We start from the raw sequence: 23,790 nt of genomic DNA on the forward strand, positions 1-23,790 counted from the left end.
GGGGGGAGGGGGGGGGGGGGGGCGGAGGGGGGGGGAGGGGGGGCGGGAAGCGAGGAGCGGGAGGCGAGGAGCGGGGCGAGGGGCGAGGAGCCGAGGGGCGGAAGGCAAGGGACGAGGGCGAGGGGCGGGGAGGGGCGAGGGGGCGAGGGGGCGAGGTGATCAAAGGACTGGGGGGTGGTCAGGGGGCTGGGGTGGTCAGGTTGAGGTCGCGAGGAGTGAGCAGCCAGACCGTCAGGGCGCCGAGCAGCATCAGCGCCGCTCCGGCGGCGCAGGTCAGTGCCAGGGAGTCGGTGAAGGCGGCTCTGGCGTGCTGGGCCAGCCAGACGCCCGTTGAGCCGAGTTCTGCGGCGACGGCGAGCGCGCCGCCCAGGGACTCGTGCGCGGCGGCGGCCGAGGGGCCGGTGTAGCCGAGGTTCGTGCGGTACACGGCGGCTGCGACGCTGCCCAGGACGGCTACGCCGAGGGCGCCGCCGAGTTCGTAGCTCGTCTCCTCGATGGCCGCCGCGTTGCCCGCTCTCGCCGATGGCGTGCTGGACATGATCAGGGCGGAGGCGATCGCGAGCGCGCCCTCGCCGAGCCCCATCAGCAGCAGGGCGGCGGCGACCGGGCCGTAGTCAAGGGGGCCTGGGGCGAGGGAGGGAACGAGGAAGCCCGTGGCCGTCACGGTCAGGCCGCCCGCGAGCACCACGCGCGGGCCGACGCGCCTGGACAGGGCGGGGGCGAGCAGGGACCCGATCAGCGCCGCGACGGCTGCCGGGAGCAGGCGTACGCCCGTCTCCAACGGGGAGTGGCCCTGGACGAGCTGGAGCCACTGGGCCATCAGCAGCAGCATCGCGACCATGGCGATCGACGTGGACAGGGCCGCCACCACGCCTGCCGCCAGTGCGCCGCCGCGTAACAGCCTGATGTCCAGGAGCGGGTCGGGGCGGCGCAGGCAGCGGACCGTGAACCAGCCGAGGGCGAGTGCCGCCAGCGCCGTCGCGGCGAGCGCGCCGGGGTCCGTCAGGCCGCTCTTGGCCAGGTGCTTGATGGCGTGGACGAGCGCCACCGTGCCGGTGATCGACAGCACTGTGCCGAGGGCGTCCCAACGGCCCGGGGCCGGGTTGCGGGACTCGGGGAGCAGGAACAGGCCCGCGACGACGGCGGCTGCCATCACCGGCACGTTGACCAGGAACACCGTCTGCCAGGTCAGGTTCTGCAGGAGCAGTCCGCCCGCGACGGGGCCGAGCGCGCCGCCCGCTGCGGCCATGGCGGTCCAGACGCCGAGGGCGGTGGTGCGTTCGGCCGGGTCCGTGAACAGGTGGCGGATCATCGACAGCGTCGACGGCATGATCATGGCGCCGCCGACGCCCAGCACCGCCCGGACGGCGATCACCGCCCCGGGGCTGTCGGCTGCCAGCATCGCCGCCGACGCCACGCCGAAGACCGCGAAGCCGGTGAGCAGCATCCGCTTGCGGCCCCATCGGTCGCCCAGCGCGCTCACGGTCACCAGCAGGCCCGCCAGCACGAGCGCGTACGAGTCGACCATCCACAGCAGCTCGACGGAGCTGGGGCGTAGATCGGCCGAGATGGCGGGGAGGGCGACGTTGAGGACGGTCATGTCCATGACGACCAGGAGCACGCCGATGGACAGCACGCCGAGACCGGCCCACCGGCGGCTTCGGGTGGCTGATCCGGTCACGAGGCTCTCCGGCTCTGAGGGGTGGGCTGGTCGCTCCGGCCGTGGGCGGCTGATCCGCTCACGGGACTCTCCGGCTGCAGGTCGCTGATTTACTCACGGGACGCTCCGGCCCCGGGTGGCCGGCTGGTTCGGTCATGAGGTGTCGGCTTGTCGAGGCGGCAGGCGCGGGGCTGGGCGTGCCAGAGTCGGGCGGCTGCCGGTCCGCCGATGGCCGCGCCGTCGATCGCCGGTCCGTCGATCGGCGTTTCACAGGGGCTCCTGTCGCTCGGTGTTCGTGGCAGGCGGCTGTGGGGGCGCTCCGGACGTGCCCGGTGGCGCGGCCGTTTCGGGTGAGGTCGTGGCCCGCGGGCCGGCCGCCGCCCCGTACAAGAAGGTCTCCAGGAGGAGGCGGGGGACGTCGCGGCGGGCGATGTCGCCGCGGCGCAGCCCCTCGCGTACCGCGACCAGCAGCCCGAACACCGTCCCGCTCAGCCAGCGGGCGGGCAGGTCGGCGCGCAGGAGACCGGCTCGCTGGGCGGCGGTGAACAGGGCGATCTCACGCTCCTCCAGCTCGTCGGAGTGGCGCAGCAGCTCGGGGTTGACCGCCATGGCGTGGTCGGTCAGGCCGAAGCCGTAGTCGTCGGCGACCTCGATCAGGCCCGACAGCAGGGCGCCGAGCGCGCCCCGGAGCTCGGCGGGCTCGGCCGAGGCGACGGCGGACTGGACGCCGGCGGCACGCTGGACGGCGTCCCAGCGCTCCAGCGCGCGGTGGCCGAGGGCGACCATCAGCTCCTCGCGCCCGCTGAAGTGGCGGTGGAGAGTGGCCCTGCTGATGCCGGCGGCTTCGGCGAGCTGGGCCATGGAGGCCGTCGGGTCCTCGTTGAGGTGCTGGATGGCGGCGGCCATGAGCTGCTCGCGCCCCACTGACATCACGACATCCTCGTCTCGTCTGCGACAGAAGTGTCTCAGACGATACACCAAAGAAGCAGCAGCCGTATCTGGCCTTCGCGGGATTCCGCGGCGTCACAGGGGCCGCTAGGGTTCGGGCTGTGAGGATCGGTGACGCGCGCACGCGCATCCTTGACGCGGCGGAGGAGTTGTTCGCCGGAGGCGGTTACGAGGCCACGCCGACCGCGCTCATCGCCAGGCTGGCCAGCGTGCCCAAGGGGCTGGTCTTCCACTACTTCCCACGCAAGATCGACGTTCTCGTGGCGTTGATCGACGAGCGCACGCTGGTCGAGGAGGGACGCGAGGTCGACGCCGTGCCGGGTGACCCGGCGGGCACGCTGTCGCGGCTGGCGCAGCGGCTGCCGCTGAGCGCGTCACCGGCGATGCGGCGCATCCTGTTCCGTGAGGCCGACACGCACGGGTCGGTGAAGGAGCGGCTCGGCAGGCTGAACGGGGAGCTGATCCGGCGGGCGAGGTTCGCGCTGGAGCTGGCGTTGCCGGGCGCGCGGGGTGACGCGGCCCGGCTGGAGGTGGCGGCGGCCACGTTCGCCGCCGTCCTGCTGTATCAAGAGAATCTCTGCCAGCTGACCGGCCACCAGATCGACCCCAACGCCGTCGCGGAGCTGATCGCCCACGCGCTGGCTTGAGCCGTCGCTGGCTTAAGCCCCCGATGGCCCAAGCCCTCGACGGCCTGAGCGCTTCTACGCCTTCTCGCCTGGCGAGTGCGAGTGATCGCCTATGCGCTCGGCTGGCGGGCGAGCCCCCGCCTGCTCGGCTGAGGCTGACGGCCGCGGCTCCGCTTGCCCGCCGCCGCCGAGGACTTGCCCGCCGAAGCTGAGGACTTGCCCGCCGCCGACGACCTGCTCGCCGCCGAAGTCCGACGCGCCACCTGCTCGCGCGACGGGCGGAACTCGTCGCGCGCCAGCCCCTCCGACAGCTCCGTGAGTGCCGTCCTGAGGTGGTCGAGCAGGCCCCACACGTCGTCCATGCGCTCGGGGCAGGCCACGATGCCGAAGTCGAGCATGCCGTCGTACGAGAAGCAGGTGATGTTCAGGCCGCCGCTCATGTCCGTCAGGACCGACAGCGGATAGTACGACAGGACCCGTCCCCCGCACAGGTACAGCGGGAACTGCGGGCCGGGCACGTTGCTGATGATCAGGTTGATCGGCGGGAACGTCACCGACGCCAGCCGGAAGATCGCCGGGGTGGCCAGGCTGGTGACGGGGGCGGGCAGCAGCGAGCAGATCTCGTTCAGCCAGGCGGGCGGCGCCAGCGCGAAGCGGCGCTTGGCCCTGCTCATGGTGGCGCCGACGGCCTGGAGACGCTGGTCGGGGTCGGCGACGTTCGTGGGCATCGGGGCGATCATGGCGGAGATCTGGTTGCCGACCACCTCCTGCGCGCCTCCCGTACGGACCGCGACGGGGACGGCGACGATGAGCGGCGCGTCGGGCAGCGCGTCGCGCTCCTTCAGCCACGAGCGCAGCGCGGACGTGCACAGCGCCATCACGACGTCGTTGACGCTCATGTCGTTGGCCTTGGCCACGTCCTTGACGTCCTTCAGCGGCACCGACCCGAACGACAGGTGCCGCCGCCCGCTGATCGGCCCGTTGAACGGCGTCCGCGGCGCCCCCAGATCGGGCAGTTCGGGGCGGTGCTTGCCGTCGCGGGCGACGAACCTGGCCGCCTTGGCGATCAGCCGCGAGCCGGGCACCGCCGAGGCGAGGGGGATCGCGTCGAGGTCGCCCGCCGCCCTGACGGCCGAGCGCAGGGCGTGCAGCGGGTGGGTGGCGGTCCGTACGGCGGCGCCCGCCAGCATGCCGACCAGGCCGGGCGCGTCGTCCTGAGCGTCGTCCCGCGCGGCCTCCTGACGCGGTACGGGCCGGCGTTCCGGGGACAGGTCGAGCAGCGTGGCCAGGGTCTCGGCGCCGGACACGCCGTCGATGGCCGCGTGGTGCACCTTCGTGTAGACGGCGGCCAGGCCGCCGGCCAGTCCGTTGATCAGGTGCATCTCCCACAGCGGGTGGGCGCGGTCCAGCCGCTGGGCGTGGATGCCGGCGACGACGTCGGCCAGTTGCCGATCTCCGCCGGGTGCCGGCAGCGTGGTCTCGAACAGGTGGTTGTCGATGTCGAAATCAGGGTCGGGAGCCCAGTAGGGGCGGTCGAGCCCGAGCGGCACCTCCGCCAGCCGCAGGCTCAGCGCGGGCGACAGGTGCAGCCGCTCCAGCAGGAGGGCCGCGAGATTGTCACGGGTCACCGAGCCGTCGGCGGGGTCGAGGATCGCCAGGCCCGCCACGTGAGCGGCGGTGGTCGCGGACTCGACATTGAGGAACTGGGTGTCGAGCGCGGTGAGCTGGCGCATCTGCTCTCCCTTTTCTCGGAATGTGTGCAGCATCACATACGAGGATTGCCGCGACGTTTCCGCGAGAGTCTTTCAGATGAATTCATGGTCGCCGTACCACCGATTTGTGAATGTGCAGCTCACGCGGGATCGGTGACAATTCCCTATCCATGGACGACATTTATGGGATGTCGTACGACCGCGTCGAAGTGATATCCGAACGGCTGGTGCGGCCTGGTGAGCTGTTGTGTGACGCCGGTCTCGTCGGTCGCCCTCGCCATCAGTTCGTACGCTCCCGGACGGCGCGGCGCCCACTCGACGTGCCACGGCAGCCAGGCACTGACCAGGTGCCTGCCGTGGTGCTCGGCCCGGTGCCAGGTCCGTCCGCCGTCGAAGCTGACCTCGACGCGGACGATCCGTCCCTGTCCCGACCAGGAGCGGCCGTGCAGCACGTACGACCTGCCGGCCGTCAGCCGCGCGTTCCAGGCGAGCTCGAAAGCGCTCTTCACCGGCTGGGTGGTGACGTCGGGGTAAAAGACGGTGTTCCACGGGGAGGTGAGCCGCCGGGTCGCCACCTCTATGTCACCGAGCCATTTGATCGACGCTATTCCCACCCATCCCGGCACCACCATGCGCAACGGGAACCCGTGGTCGGGCGGCAGCGGCCCGCCGTTCATCTCGTACGCCAGCAGGACGTCGTCCATGGCCTTGTCGACGGGCAGCGGCCTGCGCACGTGCCCGTAGTCCTCGAACGGGGCGTCGAGGCCGGTCGGCATCAGGTCCACGGCGTCCGGGCGCAGGCCCGCCTCCTGGAGCAGGTGGCGGAGCGGCACCCCGCGCCAGCGCCCCACCCCGATCCCGCCGAGCCGCCACTGGGTGCCGGGGGCCGCGTCGTGCTGCTGCGTCTTGTAGAACCTGCGGCCGTTGCCCGCGCATTCGACGGCCGCGTCGATGGTGCGTGACGGCATGGCGCGGATCTGGTCGTAGTCCAGTTCGGTGGGGTAGCGCAGGCCGGGGCCGTGCAGGCGCAACCGCCAGGTGGCGGCGTCGATGAGGGGCGTGTGCGTGTGGTTGCGCACGAAGAATCGATCTACGGGGGTGTGGTAGCCCTGCCCTGCCATGGCCTCCCACCGCATCTCGGCGCTGGGGCCGTGCATGGTGAACAGGTGGGCGGGCAGCGGCTTGATGATCGTCGCCAGCGCTTGCTCCATATTAGCCTTATTTCCTACTGGGAAACCATCTAATCGTGACGTCCAGTTTATCTACCACTACCCACTGCGAGAAGATTTTTGTGGGGGAAAGATGGACACTGTCGCGACTGCAAGATCGCGAACGGGGTGGCCGTAGAGGGTGCGGCCCGGTTCTCGCATCCCGCCGGGTCTCACGCCCCGACGCTGACCTCATTCCGGCAGGAAGTTATCCGGCGCCGGCGACCGGCGGCGTTCCGAGCCGAGCCCGTTCGGGGATCGCGCCGATTCTCTTGGCGTACGAGGTGACCGGCGCGCTCCGCAGACCCTGCACCCCGTCCAGCGCCCCGACCCGCTCGGTCAGGTAGTCGTAGAGCGCGTCGGCGTCCCGGCAGACCACGTACCCGACGAGGTTGGCCGGGCCGCTGGTCGCCGCCACGAACGCGATCTCCAGGTCCTGCGCCAGCGCCTGCCCGATCGCGGTGGTCCGGCCGGGCGCGGCGGTGATCCACACCATGTACTCGGCGGTGTACCCGAACAGGCGCGCGTCGGTCTCCACGCTGAAGCTCAGCACCCTGGCCTGCCGCAGCTCGTTCACGCGCCGGCGGATGACGGACTCCGACCAGCCGACCGTACGCGCGAGGCCCGGATAGGCGGCCCGCCCGTCCACCGCTAGGGCCGGGAGCAGCCGTTCGTCGAGGTCGTTCAGCACCACCATCGGTGTCGTCCCGTCGCCGTAGGCCGGGCGGAGCATCGCCATCTCGTCCTCGTCCAGGGCCGAGATCCGTACCCGCCAGCAGTGCTCCTCGTCCATGAACGGGCGCAGGATCCGGAACGCCGCCACCGACCGCACCCCCGGAGCGCGGCCGACCCGGTCGAGCAGCGCCTGATCGGTCGCGTGAACGAGACAGGAGACCTCCGCGCCGCCGGACAGGACCGTCACCCACGAGATGTCGTAGTGCCGGGCCAGTGCCGCCGCCAGCGCCTCGGCGCCGGACGGAAGGCACCCCATCCGCACGAACCACTCCGACCAGCCCACCCTGCGACTGTCGGCCAGCCCCAGAACGCGGACCGCGCCCGTGTCCCGCAGCCGCTGGTAGCGGCGGGCCACCGTACGGCCGGCCACCCCGAGGACGTCGGCGATCCGGCTGAACGGGGCGCGGCCGTCGAGCTGGAGCGCGTGGAGCAACTTGCGGTCGAGATCATCGAACATGACCGAATCCACCAGACCACAGTAGAACGGTGTCGGTATGCGGCGTGTTCGCGGGGTTCGGTGGCCGGGGCGGTGACGGGTCGGCGAGGCTCCGGCCATGACCAACACCAGCAACGACATCAACGGCATCAGCGGCGGTTCGGAGATCGGCGGTGAGTCCGGCATCAACGGCATCGACCACACCGGCCTTCTCACGCGTGATCTCGGCAAGCTGGCCGACGGGTACGAGGCGCTCGGCTTCACCCTCACCCCGCCGTCGCGGCACCTGCTCAGCTCGCGGCCCGGCGAGCCGCCCACCTTGGGGAACACCGCCAACCGCTGCGCCGTCTTCGGCACCTCGTTCATCGAACTCCTCGGCATCGTCGACCCGTCCGGCCCGGACCCCTGGCACGTGAACCACGTTCCGGACGGCTTCCGGATCTTCTACGTGGGCACGCGCGACGCCGACGCGGTCTGCCGGCGGCTGGACGAGACGGGCGTCCCCACGCTGGGTGTCCGTTCACTGGAACGCGACGTCGATACGGCCGAGGGCGTGCGACGGGTACGGGCGCGAGGGCTGCACATCGATCCGTCCGCCACGCCCGAGGGGTTCGTCGGGATCGCGCAGCACCTGACCCCCGAGTACGTGCACCAGTCCGGCTGTCTCGACCACCCCAACGGGGCCCGGGGGATCGGCGGCGTGCTGATCGTCGCGGAGGACGGGACGGTGGCGGAGTACGTGGACCGGTACGCCCGGATCCTCCGGAGCCGCCCGTTGCGGGAAGGGGCACGGCACGTGCTGGAGGTGCCGGGAGGGGGACGGGTGGAGATCGTCAGCGCGTCGGAGGCCGCCGACGCGCTGCCCGACCTGGGTGCCTTCGCGGACATGGGTGGTGCTTTCCTGGCCGCCATGTCGATCGTCGTGGACGACGTACCGGCCGCCAGGTCCCTCGTGGACGGCAACGGCATCCCCACGTACCCGGCCGGTGACGGCTTCTTCGTCTCGCCACGGGACGCGTCCGGCGCCGGGCTCTTCTTCACCGCGCCATGATCACCGAGACGCCTTCCGGCCGTGTCCGTGGCCGCGTCCGGGGCGCGGTGGTCGCCTATCTCGGCATCCCGTACGCGACAGCCGCGCGTTTCGAACCACCGCAACGAGTGCGGACCTGGCCAGGCGTGCGCGACGCCTTGGTCCCGGGACCGGCCGCCCCGCAGGGCCCGTCCCGGCTGGAACGCGTCACGGGCCTCGGCCGCCGGCGGCTCGCCCAGTCGGAGGACTGCCTGTCGCTCAACGTCTGGACGCCGGTCGAGCCGTCCTCCGTCCCGCGCCCTGTCCTGGTGTTCTTCCACGGCGGCGGGTACGGCACCGGCTCGGGCGGCCTGGAGTGGTACGACGGCGCCGCGCTCGCCGAACGCGGGGACCTGGTGGTCGTCACCGCCAACTACCGGCTCGGCGCTCTCGGTTTTCTGTACGTGCCTGGCGTGAGCGACGGCAACCTCGGCCTGCTGGACTCGCTGGCCGCCCTGAGATGGGTACGGCGGGGGATCGCCTCCTTCGGCGGTGACCCCGGCGCCGTGACGGTGGCGGGCCAGTCGGCAGGGGCGAACTCGATCCTCGCCCTGCTGTCGGGCCCCCGAGCCAGGGGGCTGTTCCGGCACGCGATCCTGCAGAGCCTTCCCGGAGGAATGCTGCCGCAGCGACCTGAGGAGGCGGGCCGGGTCGGGCGACTGTTCATGGACGTGCTTGGCCTGCCTGCGGAGGAGCCGGGGCCGCAGGAGAACGCGCCTTCCGGGCCGCACCTGGCCCCGTGTGTTGAGCTGCGGGAGGCGGATCCGTCGGTACTGCTCCAGGCGAGTCGTGAGCTCGCCCGCCGGACTTCCCGCCCGCTGGACGCCGTCCCGCCGTTCCAGCTGGTGACCGACGGGGGCGAGCTGGTGGGAGTGGGCGTGTGCGGCGGGTCCCGACACGCATCGGGCGCCTGAGCGGCAGGGAGGGTGAGGCGATGGGAGGCGAGGTGGCCGGAGTCAGGGGGCGGCTCGGTAGTCGGTGATCAAGGCTGGTGGTGTAAGGGCTGGTTGGTGACGAGGGAGTCGAACGGCGTGCCGTCGTTCAGGTGCTGGATCAGGGAGTGGAGGCCCTGCCGGTCGCCGTTGGAGCGGAGCCAGCGGGTCACCTGGCAGGCGGCCTTGGCGTAGGTGTTGGCGTCCTTGCCCGCCGTACGCAGCCAATCGTCCAGTGAGACGGGCAGGGGAGCGTCCGGCCGGACCAGGCAGCGGTCGGTCGCTGATCGCGGGGCGAGGTAGCGGGGGTCGTCGGAGACCACCACGGCCAGGCCCTCGTCGAACCACTGGGGGACCTCGGACGCGGCGGTGAGGCGGGCGTGGAGCTCTACGTGGGACATCTCGTGTGAGGCGATCACCGGATCCAGGCCACGTGGGGAGAGCATCACGGCACGGTTCAGGACGGCTATGCCCCGCTCCTTGTGGCCGCCTATGTGCCGGTAGCACTGCTCTGTCAGGCAGACGAGAAGGGTGGGGGAGCTCAGTCTGGTGCCGTAGAAGGCTTCTACGCGTTCCGCCGCTGTGTCGACCGTCTGGGTGATCCGGGCCTGCTGGGCAGGGGACGGGTCCTGCTCCGTGTAGATGCCGGGGCGGAGTTCGGTGAGGCCGTAGCAGGTGGGGCACGTCGTGGCGGCCAGCGAAGGGTAGGCGAGCGCGACGGTCGCCGTGGCGGCGGCGAGGAGCACGACGACGGCCGCGAGGATGCGTGTCCAGATCTTGCGCCTGGTGGAGCCGTTACGTGCTGCGGCCATGCGAGGTGCCTCTCGGGTGGGGGGCGGCGAAGTGCGGGAGCGGGGCGGGTTGGCGGAGGAACGGCCGTGCGGGGGCCGGCGGGTGGGGTGAGGGCGAGCGTGGAGGTGGTGGCGGGGTCAGCTTCTCGTAGTCCGCTCTCGGCCACATCCACCCGTGGGTGGTCATACTCCGGGATGAGAGGGGGAGGCGGCCCCGCTGGTCCCGCGCTTGAAGTGGGTGGTTCGCCGGTCGGCGTGGGGCGCGGAAGGGGCGCTTCTGCGAGGGGCGTCGGACACAGGCCGGTCTGGCGGCACGGCAACGCCGGCCGCCACCCGCTCCGTGGCCCGGCTACCGCCCCAAGAACGCCAGCAGGCGCTCCAACGGCCAGGCATTGATCACGTCGTCCACGGTCAACCAGGCCCGCTGCGCGATCCCGATCCCGAACCGCTGGTTCTCCAGGTGCGGGATGGCGTGCGAGTCGCTGTCGATCGAGAACTTCACCCCATGATGCCTGGCCAGCCGCACCAGGTCGGCCGGCAGGTCGGACCGGTCGGGGAAGGAGTCGATCTCCATCGCCGTCCCGGTGCGCCCGGCGGCGCGGAAGACCGCCTCCCAGTCGGCGTCCACCGGCGGGCGTCTGCCGATCTTGCGGGTGGTCGGGTGGCCGATGATGTCCACGTACGGGTTCTCGCAGGCGGTGATGAACCGCTTGGTCATCTGGTCCTTGGACATCCCGAAGTTGGAGTGCACGGAGGCCACGCACACGTCGAACTCCCGTAGGATCTCGCCGGGCCAGTCGACCGAGCCGTCGGGGGCGATGTTGAGCTCGGTGCCGTGCAGCAGCCGCATGCCGGGATACTTGGCCTGCAGGTCGGCGACCTGCTGCCGCTGGGCGAGGGCCTTGTCGAGGGTCATGCGCTGCATGGCCAGGTCGGGGGCGTGGTCGGTGATCGCGTAGTAGCGGTAGCCGCGCGCGTGGGCCGCCGCGACCATGTCGTCGAGCGAGGCGATGCCGTCCGTCAGGTCGGTGTGGGTGTGCAGGTCGCCCTTGAGGTCGGCGAGCTGGACCAGCTCGGGCAGCTCGCCGCGGAGCGCGGCCTTGACCTCGCCGCCGTCCTCGCGCATGGGCGGCGGCACGTACTGCATGCCGAGCGCGGTGTAGATCTCCTCCTCGGACTCGGCGGCGATCACCCGCTCGCCCTCGAACAGTCCGTACTCGGAGAGCTTCCACCCCTTCTTGACCGCCATCTCCCGGATGGCGACGTTGTGCTCCTTCGAGCCGGTGAAGTACTGCATGGCCGCGCCCCACGACCCGGCGGGCACCACGCGCAGGTCCACCTGCAGGCCGGACGTGGTGCGCACCGACGTCTTCTTGTCGCCCGCCGCGATGACCTCGGCGACGTAGGGCTTGGCGCGGAAGTCGTCCATGATGGACTCGGGCGCGACGGCCAGGATGTCGATGTCGCCGATCGTGTCCTTCATCCGCCGCAGCGACCCCGCGTACGCGATGCGCTCGGCCTCCAGCGAGGCCATCACCTGCTCGGCCAGCGACATCGCGACGCCGACGTGGACCCGCCGGCCCGCCAGCTCCAGCTGCTCGACGCCCTTGAGCAGGTTGGCGAGGGTCTTGGCGCCGAGACCCTTGACGCCGTCGAGCCGCCCGGACGTGATCGCCTCGCTCAGCGCCGCGGGCGAGTCGATGCCGAAGTCCTCGAACAGCATGATCGCGGTCTTCGGGCCCAGCGTCGGCACCTTGGTCAGCCGCCGCACCCCCTCGGGCACCCGGCCGCGCAGGTCGTCGAGCTGGCGGAAACTCCCGCGTCGCAGGAACTCCTCCATCTTCTTGGCGATCGCCTCGCCGACCCCTGGAACGTCGCGGACGTCGCCCGCCGCGATGTCCTCGGGGAAGCCGGCGATCGCCTTGGCCGCCTTCTGGTAGCTGCGCACCCGGAACGCGTCGCCGCCGGTCAGCGCGAACAGCTCCGCGTACTCGGAGAGTGCCGCCGCCGCCTCGTCGTTAGCCCTAGCCATGACGAACAGCTTAGAGATCCGCCCCGACAATCAGTACCAGGCGATCAGTACCGTCCGAGAGGGGTCAGAAGCGCACCTCGCGCGGACGGTACAGCTCCGTCAGGGCCGTCAGGTCCTTCTCCGACAGCGCCACGCCCACCGCCGCCAGCGCGTCGTCCACGTGCCCGGCCCGCGTGGCGCCCACGATGGGCGCGGTGACGGCCGGCTGGTGGAGCAGCCACGCCAGCGCGACCTGCGCCGCCGGCAGCCCGTGCTCGCGCGCGGTCTCGGCGACCCGCTCCAGGATGAGCCGGTCGTTGTCCGGGTCGTACAGGGCGGCGATGCGCTCGTCGGACCCGGCCCGGGTGGTCGCCCCGGCGGAGCCGGCGCGGGCCAGGACGCCGCGGGCCAGCGGGCTCCACGGGATGACGCCGACACCCTGGTCCGCGCAGAGCGGCAGCATCTCGCGCTCCTCCTCGCGGTAGAGGAGGTTGTAGTGGTTCTGCATGGAGACGAACCGCGTCCAGCCGTTCTCCCGCGCCACGTGCTGCGCCTTGGCGAACTGCCACGCCGCCATGGACGAGGCCCCGATGTAGCGCGCCTTGCCCGCCCTGACCACGTCGTGCAGCGCCTCCATGGTCTCCTCGATGGGCGTCTCGTCGTCCCATCGGTGGATCTGGTACAGGTCCACGTAGTCGGTGCCGAGCCGCTTCAGGGAGGCGTCAATGGCGTCGAGGACGTGCCCCCGCGACAGCCCTCTGGCGTTGACCCCTCTGCCCATCGGGAAGTAGACCTTGGTGGCCAGCACGTAGTCGGAGCGCCTGCGGAAGAGCTTGCGCAGCAGGTTGCCGGTCACGACCTCGCTGGCGCCATGGCTGTAGACGTCGGCCGTGTCGAAGAACGTGACGCCGCCCTCGACGGCCTTGCGGACGAGCGGCTCGGCCGCCTCCTCGTCCAGCGCCCATTTCTCCTCGGCGGGGTCGCCGTAGCTCATCATGCCGAGGCAGACGCGCGAGACCTTCAAGCCCGTGTCACCAAGTCGCCTGTATTCCATGACCGCAACTTTATGACCCGGCGGATGGTTCAAGAAGGCTGGGGGCGGGCAGAGGACCCCGTTCCACACCCGCCATGGGAACTTGCCGGGACCTCCAGCCGACAGCTCCGGCCGAGCGAGAACGCTTTACAGAAGCGGTGACTTCGGGTCGATTGGAGGAGGGAAGACGGACGGTTCGCGCCTCACGCAGCAGCGTATCGGGGGACGGGTGAACGGGTCAGGAGACGAGCGGGTCCCTCGGCTGCGACCGCTCGCGATCCTCCCGTCGTCCCCGCTCGGCATGGCCTGGCTGACGTTGACGGCCGGGCTGGCCGCCGTGACGGTCCCGGTGCAGCGAGGGCTGGCCGGGCCGGGCACGGAGGCGGGGGTGTCGCTCGTGGTCACGCTGACGTTGCTGGCGCTGGTGGGGGTGCACGCGCGGTTCGTGCTGGGGACGCTGGCGCGCGGGCGGGCGGGGTGGTGGCCGGCCGGGGCGCAGGCAAGGCTGACGTACGTGCCGCTGGCGCTGTTCGGGGCGGCGTGGACGCCCGCGTGCGGGCTGCTGGCGGGCTCGCTGCTGCTGGTGGCCGGGCGGATCCGCTCGGTGCCGCTGGCGGTTGCGGCCCTGGGCTGCGGTCCCGTGCTGCTGGCCGCGCCGCGCGAGGGGCTGGTGGACAGGGGATGGGCGCTGGCCGCCCCCGTGCTCGGACTGATGGAGTACGCGCTGGTCAGCCTGGTCGCGCGGACGCAGTGGCTGACCGCCGCCAGGACGGACGCCATCCGTACGACGGTCGCCGAGGAGCGCCGCCGCTTCAGCAGGGACCTGCACGACCTGGTGGGACACCGGCTCACGGTCCTGGTGCTGAAGGCGCAGCTCATCGAGCGGCTGGTGGAGGACGGGAACGCGACGGCCAAGGCGGAGGTCGGCGAGACGCTCCGGCTGCTGCGCACGCTGGCTGGCGACGTGCGCTCGGTCGCCCACGGCGAGCGGCGCTCCTCGCTGGAGGGCGAGCTGAGCTCGGCCCGCGCGCTGCTGGAGTCGGTGGGGGTGCGCTGCGAGATCAAGGTGGCCTGCCGTGACCTGCCGGGGGAGGTGGCCGACGCGCTCACCCACGCCCTGCGCGAGGGCGTCACGAACGTGCTGCGCCACGCCGAGGCCAGCGAGTGCGCCATCCAGCTCCTCGAACGCGACGAGCTGATCCGGCTGTCGATCAAGAACGACGGCGCCCGGCCGGCCCGCAGGAGCGGCGACTCCGGTCAGGGCCTGCGGAACCTCACCGAACGCGTGGCCGGACTGGGCGGCTGGCTGGAGATCACCGCGGTGCGCGCGGGCCAATTCACCTTTTCGGTATATGTGCCGCAGATAAGCAAACGTGTGAAATTCACAAATGCCTATTAGATAAGCACGGCACAGTAATGTCGTGTGTTACTGGAAGATCGCCTTCCGCGTTGTCATTCTTTATTCGAGAACGCACGGGAGGTCGCGCCGGATGGAACTGTATGAGCTGTACTGCCTCGCGGATGCTCGTTTCTACGACACCCTCGAGCACAGCGCCGCGCAGGACGCGGACTTCCCCGTCGCGCGCCGCCCCGTCCCCGCCGGATGGCTGCACGAGACGAGCGAGACCTGGTGCTACTACGCCCCCGGCGGCGAGGCCCCGCTGCCCGCCCAGGGCTGGAAGATCCACGTGTCCGCCAGGCTCGACGACGCCGAGAAGGCCCTGGAGACCGTCTGGGCCTACTGCGTGCCCCGCGGGATCGCCTTCAAGTTCCTGCGCGGAGCGCCGGTGCTGGTCATGCTCAACTCCAAGGCCGCCTCCCGCTCCTCCAGCGGCAAGGTCGTCACCATCTACCCCCGCGACGAGGGGCAGCTCGAACTCGTCCTCAAGGAACTGGACGAGCTGCTGCGCGACGTGCGCGGCCCGTACATCCTGAGCGACCTGCGCTACGCCGGCGGCCCCCTGTTCGTCCGATACGGAGCCTACGCCGAGCGCCACTGCCTGTCCGGCGGCGGCGAGCGGGTCCTGGCCGTCGAGGACGGCGACGGGCGGCTGGTGCCCGACCGGCGCACCGCCACCTTCGAGGTGCCGCCGTGGACGACGCTGCCCGCGTTCCTGCAGCCCCATCTCGCCGCGCGCAACGCCGTGACCACGACCGGCCTGCCGTACGAGATCGAGAAGGTGCTGCACTTCTCCAACGGCGGCGGCGTCTACCTGGGCCGCGACCTGCGCACCGGCGACCGGGTGGTGCTCAAGGAGGCCAGGCCGCACGCCGGCCTCGACGCGGCGGGACGCGACGCCGTGACCCGGCTCGCCCACGAACGCGACATCCTGTGCAGACTGGCCGGGCTGCCCGCCGCGCCCGCGCTGCTCGATTACTTCACTCTCGGCGAGCACCACTTCCTGGTGCAGGAGTTCGTCGACGGGACCACGCTGCAACGCCGCCTGGTGCACAGGTATCCGCTGACCCGGGCCACCTGCGCCCCCGGCGACGTCTCGGGCTACACGGCCTGGGCCATCGACACCCTCGACCGGGTGGAGCGGGCGATCGGCTCGCTGCACGAGCGCGGCGTGGTCTTCGGCGACCTGCACCCCGACAACATCCTGCTCACCGGCAGTGGCCGTGTCGTCCTCATCGACTACGAGGTCGCCACCCTGGCCGAGGAGGGGGCGCGCGCCGCGCTGGCCCACCCGGCGTTCGTGGCGCCCGCCGACCGGCAGGGCACGGACGTGGACACGTACGCGATGGCCTGCTTACGGCTCGGCCTGTTCGCCCCGCAGTGCACGATCATGCTGCCGCTGCACCGCGCCAAGGTCGCCCACCTGGGCGAGATCGTCCGCGACACGTTCGGCTGCGACGTCGGCCCGGCGGTGTCCACGATCGCCGGCGGGTGCCCCGAGGAGGAGATGCGCGCCCTGCCCATGCCGGGCGGCGCCACCTGGCCCGACCTGCGCGAGGCCATGTGCCGCGCCATCACCGCCTCGGCCACGCCCGAGCGCGGCGACCGGCTCTTCCCCGGCGACGTGGCCCAGTTCCGGCCGGGCGGCGGGCTGAACCTCGCCCACGGCGCCGCCGGAGTGCTGTACGCGCTCCACTCGGCCGGCGCCGGGCCGTTCCCCGCCTACGAGAAGTGGCTGCTCGACCGTGCCAGGAAACCCGTGCCCGGCTCGGGGCTGGGGTTCTACGACGGGCTGCACGGCATCGCGTACGTGCTCGACCTGCTCGGACACCGGCAGCACGCGCTCGACGTGCTCGACGTCGCCCTGCGCGAGAACTGGGAACGCCTGGAATCGGCCCTCTACTCGGGCCTGTCCGGCATCGGGCTCAACCTCCTGAACTTCGGCATGGAACGCACCGCCCTGCGGGTGGCCGGCATCTGCGCCGACCGGCTCGGCGGCGCCGAGGACGTTCCCGAGCTCAGCGGCGGCACCCACCCACGGGCCGGGCTCATGCACGGCTCGTCGGGGCCGGCCCTGCTGTTCCTGCACGCCTACGAACGCACCGGCGACCCGGCGCTGCTCGACCTCGCGGCCACCGCGCTGCGGCAGGACCTGCGCCGCTGCCGGGCCGCCGAGGACGGCTCCCTCCAGGTGAACCAGGGCTGGCGGCTGCTGCCGTACCTGGACGAAGGATCCGCCGGCATCGCCCTCGTGCTGGCCCGCTACCTGACCCACCGCGAGGACGAGACCTTCGCGACCGCGCTGCGCGACCTGCGGCTGGTCGCCCGATCCGGGTTCTTCGTCCAGTCCGGGCTGTTCACCGGGCGCGCCGGCGTCATCGCCGCGCTCGGGCCGGACGTCGCGCACGCCCAGATCAAGGGCCTGCGCTGGCACGCGCTGCCGTACGAGGGGGGCCTGGCCTTCCCCGGCGACCAGTTGCTGCGCCTCTCCATGGATTTCGCGACCGGAACGGCAGGCGTCCTGTTCGCCCTCAGCACCGTGATGGGCGACCAGCCGGGACAACTGCCCTTCCACGAGGCCGCCGATCGGCGGCCCGTCCCCACCAGTACCGCGAAGGAGGTGTAACGAATGGTACTTCTCGACCTGCAGGGCCTCGAGACCCCGGCGAGCAGCGACGTCGCCAGCGGCGGCAGCACGCTGACCGCTCTGACCTGCCACTCCGGCAAGCCCAGCAACCTCAGTGTCGCTCTGTGTCACTGACCTCGCGGCAAAGGTCTGTGTCATCGACCTCACGACAGAGGTCGGTCTCACTGACCTCACGACAGAGGTCCCCACGCCGCTCACATCGGCGTGGGGACCTCTACGAGAGCCTTCCATCTTAGAGGAGAAAGCCGTGCGGGCCGCAGACCGGTTGGTGACGAACGCGGTACGGCGCAGCGGCCCGTGGCCCGCCGTCCTGGCGCTCGCCTCGATCGCGGGCGCGGCCGGGGAGCTGGCGCTGCCGTACCTCGCCGGCCGCACGGTCGACTCCTTCGTGTCCGCCGGTTCCCACGTGTCCGCGCGACCCGCGATGACCTGGCTGGTGGCCTGCGCCGTCGTCGTCGCCGGGATCATGCTCTGCGAGAGCGCCGCCGTCTGGGCGCGCGGCGCGAGCTGCGCCCACGCCGCCGCCCGGCTCCGCTCGTCCGCGCTGCGGCACGTCCTGGGCGCGGGACCGGCCGCCACCCGCCGCTTCCCCGAGGGCGAGCTGGTCACCCGCGCCGGCCTGAACGCCGAGGAGGCGGGACGCGCGCCCGAGTCCGTCACCGGCGCGCTCGCGCTGCTGGTCCCCACCGTGGGCGCACTGGTGGCGCTCACCCTCATCGACCCCGTGCTGACCGTCACCCTCGTCGCCGGGATCGCCCTGATCCTGCTCGTCCTGCGCGCGTTCCTGCGCGCCACCACCGCCATCGCGGGGGGCTACCAGGAGGTGCAGGGCGAGATCGCCGCCCGGCTGGTGGACGCCCTGAGCGGGGCGCGCACGATCGCCGCCGCCGGCACCGCCGGCCGCGAGACGCGCCGGGTGCTCGGGCCTCTCGACCGGCTGCGCCGGCACGGCATGGAGCTGTGGCGGGCCAACGCCTCCGCCGGCGTCCGCGCGGGACTGGTCGTCCCGCTGGTGGAGGTGGCGGTGCTCGCGGCCGGCGGACTGCGGCTGGCCTCGGGCACGCTGACGATCGGGGAGCTGTACGCGGCCGCCAGGTACGCGGTGCTGGGCGCGGCGCTCAGCACGGCGCTCGGTCATGTCGGCGGCCTGGCCAGGGCCCGCGCGGCGGCGGCCCGGGTCGCCGAGCTGTTCGAGCTGCCCCTCACTCGCCACGGCGCGCTGGAGCTGCCTGCGGGCCGGGGGACGGTGGAGTTCTGCGGCGTCCGCACGCCCGGACTGTCGGTGGACGGGCTGGTGATCCCCGGCGGGTCGGTCACGGCCGTCGTGGGGCGTTCCGGGGCGGGCAAGTCGCTGCTCGCCGCACTCGCGGCCCGGCTGGCCGACCCCGCGCGGGGGACGGTCCTGCTGGACGGGGTGCCGCTGCGCGAGCTGGACCGGGTGTCGCTGCGGCGGGCGGTCGGGTACGCGTTCGAGCGGCCCGTGCTGGTCGGCGACACGGTGGGGGAGGCCATCGGGCTCGGCGCTCTTCACCTCGATGCCCCTCGGATCGGCGGGCGGCCCGAGGGCGGGCGGCTCGGAGATTGGCGGTCCGAGGGCGGGCGGCTCGGGGACGGGCGGCCTGGGGATCGGCGGCCCGAGGGCGGGCGGCTCGGGGATCGGCGGCCCGGGAGCGGGGGGTTCGTGGCTTTTGAGCGGATCTCCGAAGCGGCCGTGGCCGCTCGCGCCGACGCCTTCGTACGGCGCCTGCCCGCCGGCTACGCCACCCCCCTCTCCGACGCCCCCCTGTCCGGCGGCGAACGCCAGCGGCTCGGCCTGGCCAGAGCCTTCGCCCAGGGAGAACGCCTCCTGGTGCTCGACGACGCCACCTCCAGCCTCGACACCGTCACCGAACGCCAGATCGGCGCCGCCCTCACCGCCGACGTCCGGGGCCGCACCCGGATCATCGTCGCCCACCGGCTCGCCACGGCCGCCCAGGCGGACCGGGTCGTCTGGCTGGACGACGGCACGGTCCAAGGCCACGCCCCCCACCACGAACTGTGGCGCGACCCCCGCTACCGGGCCGTCTTCCAGGGAGGCGCGCCGTGAAGCCGCTGCCCCTTTCAGGGGGGCGTCCTGCCAGGTCGCTGCCCCTTTCGAGGAGGCGGGCTGTCAGGCCGCTGCTCCGGCGGGCGTTGCTGCGCCGGCCGTACGCGCTGGTGCGGCTGTGCCTGTGGTCCGTCCTGGAGGCGGCGCCCGCGTTCCTCATCGGGAACGCCGTCGCCCGCGCCATCGAGGACGGCTTCGTGGCGGAGCGCCCCGCCACGGGGCTGGCCTGGCTGGCGGCGCTCGGCTGCGCGTGGCTGGTCGCGGCCGTCGCCGCCCGCCAGGTCGTTCTCGCCGTGGCGGCCCTCGCCGAGCCGTTCCGCGACGACCTGCTGACCCGCGTCGTCAGCGGCGCCCTGCGCCACGCCGGCACGCCCGCTGGCACTGCGGCTGACACTGCGGCGGTCACCCGGGCCGGGCTTCAGGTCGAGCTGGCCAGGGACGCGTTCGCGGCCGTGGTCACGACCGTGCGCGGGTTCGTGTTCACGGTGGTCAGCGTCGTGCTGGGGCTGCTCACGCTGGCACCCGCCGCGGCGTTGCTGGTGCTTCCTCCGTTCGTGGCCGGGCTTGTGCTGTTCCTGGCGTCGCTGCCCGCTCTGGCGCGGCGGCAGCGGGACTTCCTGCTGGCCGACGAACGGCTCGCCGAGTCGATGACGGCCGCCGCCCGCGGGTTGCGCGACATCGCGGCCTGCGGCGCGGAGGACCACGTGGGGGCCGGGCTGGCCGCGCGGGTGGACGCCCAGGCGTCCGCGGCGCGCGGCCTGGCCCGGGTCACCGCCGTCCGCACGGTCGCGCTCGCCGTCGGCGCGTGGCTGCCCGTGGTGCTCGTGCTGGCCGGGACGCCCTGGCTGCTCGGCGGCGGCGCGGGGGCCGGAGTGGTGGTGGGGGCGCTCGCGTACGTCACGCAGTCGCTGGCGCCCGCGCTGAACGGCCTGGTCCAGGGACTCGGCGTCAGCGGCGTCAGCCTGGTCGCCACCCTGCGCCGCATCACCGCCTCCGCCCCCGACGAACCGCGTGCCCTGGAGGAGCCGCCCACCTCCGACGGGCCCCCCACCTCCGACGGGCCGCCCGCCCCGGAGGGGGCGCAAGCCCCCGCCTCGCTGGGGTCGCCGCGTGGAGGCGACGTGCGGTTGCGCGGGGTCTCGTTCGCGTACGGCCAGCACTCCTCGCCCGTCCTCGACCGCCTCGACCTCGACATCCCCCAGGGCGACCACCTGGCGGTCGTCGGCCCGAGCGGCGCCGGCAAGTCCACCCTGGCCGCCCTGATCAGCGGGCTGCTCCGGCCGGACTCCGGCGAGATCCGCGTCGGCGGGGTGCCCGCAGACCAGGCGCCTCCGTCCGCGCGGGTGCTGATCCCGCAGGAGGCGTACGTGTTCCGCGGCACGCTCCACGAGAACCTGGCGTACCTGAGCGACGCCACCCCCGGCCGGATCAAAGCCGCCATGGCCCTGCTCGGCGCCACCGGCCTCGGGGCGGGGCTCGACGCCCAGCTCGACGCCCAGCTCGATCCGGGCGCGCTGTCGGCCGGGCAGCGACAGCTCGTCGCGCTCGTCCGCGCCTACCTGGCCCCCGCGCCCCTGGTCATCCTGGACGAGGCCACCTGCCACCTCGACCCGGCGGCCGAGGCGCGGGTGGAGGAGGCGTTCGCGCGGCGGGGCGGCACGCTGGTCGTGGTCGCCCACCGCCTCACGTCCGCCGCGCGCGCCCGCCGCATCCTGCTCATGGACGCGGGCCGGGCCGTGGCGGGCACGCACGACGAGCTGGTTCGCGTCTCCCCGACCTACGCCGACCTGGCCGGTCACTGGCATCCGGAGCCCGTGTCATGAAATATCCGGACGCTGAGCGGCTGCCGCTCGTCGAGAACCTCCACGGCCACTTCGTCCCCGACCCCTACCGCCGGCTGGAGGACCCCGCCGACCCCGCCACCCGCGCCTGGCAGGCCGCCCAGGACGAGCTGTGGCGCCGCCACGCCGCCCGCCTCCCCCTCCGCGAGCACTTCCGCGAGCGCCTGGCCGCGCTCAGCGACACCGGGACGAGCACCCCGCCCGTGTGGCGCGGCGAGCGCCGCTTCCACCTGGCGCGGTCCGCGGGGCAGGAGCATCCCGTCCTGTACTGCGACGACCGGGTCCTGCTCGACCCCATGGCGCTCGACCCGACCGGCCTGACCACGCTGGACGACTGGCAGCCGGACCGGTCGGGGCGGCTGCTGGCGTACCAGCTGTCGAGGAGCGGGGACGAGCGGGCGAACCTGTACGTGATGGACGTCGGGACGGGCGAGCGCGTGGACGGCCCGATCGGCGGCTGCCGCTACTCGCCGGTCGCCTGGCTGGCCGACGGCTTCTTCTACGTACGCTTCCACCAGGGGGTCCACCTGCGCAGGAACGGCCGCGACGTGCCGGTCCTCAGCCGGGGCGCGCTCTCGTACGGGCTGCAGACCAGTGCCGACGGCCGCTGGCTGGTGATCTCGGCGGGCACCCCGGCCAGGAACGACCTCTACCTCGCCGACGTCTCCGGCGGCCTCCCCGGACGCCTGCGCGTCGTGCAGGAGGGCGTGGACGCGCGCACCGCGGCGGCGGTGGGGCCGGACGGGCGCCTGTACGTCGTCACCGACCGCGACGCTCCCCGGCGCCGCCTCTGCGTGGCCGACCCGGCCGACCCCGGCCGGTGGAAGGACCTTGTGCCGGAGGACCCCGAGGCGGTGCTGGGGGCGTTCGCGCTGCTGGACGGCGGGCGGCTGCTCGTCGCGCGGACCCGGCACGCGGTCGGCGAGATCGCCGTCCACGACGCCGCCACCGGCGGGCGCCTGGGCATGGTCCCGCTGCCGGGCAGCGGCTCCGTCGCCTCGCTGATCTCCCGGCCGGGCGGCGGGCACGAGGCGTGGTTCGCCTACACGGACGCGGTCACCCCGGCCGAGGTCTGGCGGTACGACGCCCGCACGGGCACGACGACCCGCTGGCCCGCCAACGGCGGCACCGACCCCGCCGACGACGGCAGCGCCCCCTCCGACGGCCGCACCGGCTCCGCGAACGGCCGCACCGGCACCTCCGGCGGCCGCGCGGGCGGGACGCCGGTGGAGAGTCACCACCTCACGTGCACCTCCGCCGACGGCACCCCCGTCCGCATGGTCGTCGTCGCCCGCCCCCACCCCGGCGGCCCGCGACCGGCCATCCTGACCGGGTACGGCGGGTTCGGGATGTCGCTCACCCCCGGCTACGCGGCCGACTCCCTCGCCTGGGTCGAGGCCGGCGGCGTCCTGGCCGTGGCGAACCTGCGCGGCGGCGGCGAGGAGGGTGAGCGGTGGCACCGCGACGGCATGCTCGACCGCAAGCAGAACGTCTTCGACGACTTCACCGCCGCCGCCGCGAAGCTGGTCGCCGACGGCTGGACCACCCCCGGCCGGCTCGCCGTCTGGGGCGAGTCGAACGGCGGGCTGCTGGTGGGGGCGGCCCTGACGCGGCGGCCGGAGCTGTTCGCGGCCGTGGTGTGCTCGGCGGGGCTGCTCGACATGGTCCGGTACGAACGGTCGGGGCTGGGGGCGTCCTGGACCGGCGAGTACGGCTCCGCCTCCGACCCGCGGCAGCTGGGCTGGCTGCTGGGATATTCGCCGTATCACCACGTACGAGCGGAGATCGACTACCCCGCGACGCTGTTCACGGTGTCGGCGGCCGACTCGCGGGTGGACCCGATGCACGCCCGCAAGATGTGCGCGGCCCTGCAGTGGGCCACGGCGGGGAAGCGGCCGGTCCTGCTGCGGCACGAGCGCGACGTCGGGCACGGGGCGCGGGCGGTCAGCCGCTCGATCGAGCTGGCCGCCGACGTGCTGGCGTTCGCGGCGGCGCACACGGGCCTGACGCCCCCCGCCTGCTGAGACAGACGCGCTGAAAGGGGCTCAGATCCAGCCCTCCTCGCGGCAGATCCGGATCGCGTCGATCCGGCTGCGCGCCCCCAGCTTGGCCGTGCTCCGGTACAGGTAGTTGCGGACCGTTCCCTCCGCGAGGAACAGCGCCGCGGCGATCTCCGCCACGGTCGCCCCTTCGGCCGCCGCCACCATCACGTCCAGCTCGCGGTCCGTCAGCGGCGCGTCCGGCGGGCTCATCGCGGCGATGGCCAGCTCCGAGTCGATGACCCGCTCGCCGTCCGCCACCCGCCGGATGGCGTCCGCGAGCCGTCCGGGCGGCGCGTCCTTGGCCATGAACCCGCGCACGTGCGCCTCCAGCGCCCGCTTGAGCAGCCCGGGCGTGCCGACGCCGGTGAGGATGAGCACGTTGCAGTCCGGCACCTTCTCGTGCAGCTCGCCCGCGGCCTCCAGCCCGTCCTTGCCGGGCATCGAGATGTCGATCACCGCGACGTCGGGCCGCACGGCGGCGGCGGTGGCGAGGATCCTGTCGCCCCGATCCACCTCGGCGACGACCTCGATGTCCTCCTCGTACGCCAGCAGCGCCACGATCGCCCCACGCACCAGGTGCATGTCCTCGGCGAGCAAGGTCCGGATCACTGTCG

18 protein-coding genes are annotated in these 23,790 nt (G+C 72.9%); 9 read left to right on the forward strand and 9 right to left on the reverse strand.

Translation table 11 applies throughout. The features are described from left to right. Positions 1 to 178: 178 nt before the first annotated feature. A complete protein-coding gene (locus KME77_RS04055; RefSeq protein ID WP_308250538.1) occupies positions 179 to 1,681 on the reverse strand; it encodes an MFS transporter in 1,503 nt (500 codons plus the stop codon). 246 nt (positions 1,682 to 1,927) lie between these two features. Then, a complete protein-coding gene (locus KME77_RS04060) occupies positions 1,928 to 2,590 on the reverse strand; it encodes a TetR/AcrR family transcriptional regulator (RefSeq protein ID WP_219462056.1) in 663 nt (220 codons plus the stop codon). A gap of 119 nt (positions 2,591 to 2,709) precedes the next feature. Here KME77_RS04060 and KME77_RS04065 point away from each other — a divergent pair, with 119 nt between their 5' ends. Then, the gene (locus KME77_RS04065; RefSeq protein ID WP_219462058.1) at positions 2,710 to 3,255 is read left to right on the forward strand and encodes a TetR/AcrR family transcriptional regulator; all 546 of its coding nucleotides are present in this window, start codon (positions 2,710 to 2,712) and stop codon (positions 3,253 to 3,255) included. An 89-nt stretch (positions 3,256 to 3,344) separates the two neighbouring features. Here the strand turns inward: KME77_RS04065 and KME77_RS04070 are convergent, their stop codons facing one another. From KME77_RS04070 to KME77_RS04080, 3 genes are all read right to left on the reverse strand, one after another. After that, on the reverse strand, positions 3,345 to 4,967 hold the full coding sequence (locus KME77_RS04070; RefSeq protein WP_219462060.1) for a WS/DGAT/MGAT family O-acyltransferase: 1,623 nt from the start codon (positions 4,965 to 4,967) through the stop codon (positions 3,345 to 3,347). A 143-nt stretch (positions 4,968 to 5,110) separates the two neighbouring features. Then, positions 5,111 to 6,157: a sulfite oxidase gene (locus tag KME77_RS04075; RefSeq protein ID WP_219462078.1), complete on the reverse strand. Its 1,047-nt coding sequence runs from the start codon at positions 6,155 to 6,157 to the stop codon at positions 5,111 to 5,113. A 205-nt stretch (positions 6,158 to 6,362) separates the two neighbouring features. Next, the gene (locus KME77_RS04080) at positions 6,363 to 7,358 is read right to left on the reverse strand and encodes an Lrp/AsnC family transcriptional regulator (RefSeq protein WP_219462081.1); all 996 of its coding nucleotides are present in this window, start codon (positions 7,356 to 7,358) and stop codon (positions 6,363 to 6,365) included. A gap of 85 nt (positions 7,359 to 7,443) precedes the next feature. On the opposite strand from KME77_RS04080, the gene KME77_RS04085 reads away from it, so the two are divergent. Next, a complete protein-coding gene (locus KME77_RS04085) occupies positions 7,444 to 8,376 on the forward strand; it encodes a VOC family protein (RefSeq protein ID WP_219462083.1) in 933 nt (310 codons plus the stop codon). Further along, entirely contained in the window at positions 8,373 to 9,308 is a 936-nt protein-coding gene (locus KME77_RS04090) for a carboxylesterase family protein (protein ID WP_219462085.1), read from the forward strand. The genes KME77_RS04085 and KME77_RS04090 overlap by 4 nt, the downstream gene beginning before the upstream one ends. A gap of 68 nt (positions 9,309 to 9,376) precedes the next feature. Here the strand turns inward: KME77_RS04090 and KME77_RS04095 are convergent, their stop codons facing one another. From KME77_RS04095 to KME77_RS04105, 3 genes are all read right to left on the reverse strand, one after another. Further along, positions 9,377 to 10,138, reverse strand: a complete 762-nt coding sequence (locus KME77_RS04095; protein ID WP_219462087.1) for a hypothetical protein — start codon at positions 10,136 to 10,138, stop codon at positions 9,377 to 9,379. Between the two features lie 328 nt (positions 10,139 to 10,466). After that, the gene (gene polX / locus KME77_RS04100; RefSeq protein WP_219462089.1) at positions 10,467 to 12,149 is read right to left on the reverse strand and encodes a DNA polymerase/3'-5' exonuclease PolX; all 1,683 of its coding nucleotides are present in this window, start codon (positions 12,147 to 12,149) and stop codon (positions 10,467 to 10,469) included. Positions 12,150 to 12,213: 64 nt separating this feature from the next. Then, positions 12,214 to 13,182, reverse strand: a complete 969-nt coding sequence (locus tag KME77_RS04105; RefSeq protein ID WP_219462090.1) for an aldo/keto reductase — start codon at positions 13,180 to 13,182, stop codon at positions 12,214 to 12,216. Between the two features lie 208 nt (positions 13,183 to 13,390). On the opposite strand from KME77_RS04105, the gene KME77_RS30185 reads away from it, so the two are divergent. The 6 genes from KME77_RS30185 to KME77_RS04135 all read left to right on the forward strand — a co-directional run bounded on the left by KME77_RS30185 (position 13,391) and on the right by KME77_RS04135 (position 23,158). Next, positions 13,391 to 14,560, forward strand: a complete 1,170-nt coding sequence (locus KME77_RS30185) for a sensor histidine kinase (RefSeq protein WP_219462093.1) — start codon at positions 13,391 to 13,393, stop codon at positions 14,558 to 14,560. 91 nt (positions 14,561 to 14,651) lie between these two features. Beyond that, positions 14,652 to 17,186: a class III lanthionine synthetase LanKC gene (gene lanKC, locus KME77_RS04115; RefSeq protein ID WP_219462095.1), complete on the forward strand. Its 2,535-nt coding sequence runs from the start codon at positions 14,652 to 14,654 to the stop codon at positions 17,184 to 17,186. Between the two features lie 3 nt (positions 17,187 to 17,189). Then, positions 17,190 to 17,321, forward strand: a complete 132-nt coding sequence (locus KME77_RS04120; RefSeq protein ID WP_219462098.1) for a SapB/AmfS family lanthipeptide — start codon at positions 17,190 to 17,192, stop codon at positions 17,319 to 17,321. 133 nt (positions 17,322 to 17,454) lie between these two features. Continuing rightward, positions 17,455 to 19,293, forward strand: a complete 1,839-nt coding sequence (locus tag KME77_RS04125; RefSeq protein ID WP_219462100.1) for an ABC transporter ATP-binding protein — start codon at positions 17,455 to 17,457, stop codon at positions 19,291 to 19,293. Further along, positions 19,290 to 21,116, forward strand: a complete 1,827-nt coding sequence (locus tag KME77_RS04130) for an ATP-binding cassette domain-containing protein (protein ID WP_308250539.1) — start codon at positions 19,290 to 19,292, stop codon at positions 21,114 to 21,116. The genes KME77_RS04125 and KME77_RS04130 overlap by 4 nt, the downstream gene beginning before the upstream one ends. Further along, positions 21,113 to 23,158 (forward strand): prolyl oligopeptidase family serine peptidase, encoded by a 2,046-nt coding sequence (locus tag KME77_RS04135; RefSeq protein ID WP_219462102.1) that lies wholly within the window; start codon positions 21,113 to 21,115, stop codon positions 23,156 to 23,158. Before KME77_RS04130 ends, KME77_RS04135 begins: the two co-directional genes overlap by 4 nt. A gap of 21 nt (positions 23,159 to 23,179) precedes the next feature. Here the strand turns inward: KME77_RS04135 and KME77_RS04140 are convergent, their stop codons facing one another. Beyond that, positions 23,180 to 23,785, reverse strand: a complete 606-nt coding sequence (locus KME77_RS04140) for a response regulator transcription factor (protein ID WP_219462104.1) — start codon at positions 23,783 to 23,785, stop codon at positions 23,180 to 23,182. Positions 23,786 to 23,790 lie beyond the last annotated feature (5 nt).

This window comes from Nonomuraea rhizosphaerae, from assembly GCF_019396405.1.
GTDB classification, from domain to species: Bacteria; Actinomycetota; Actinomycetes; order Streptosporangiales; family Streptosporangiaceae; genus Nonomuraea; species Nonomuraea rhizosphaerae.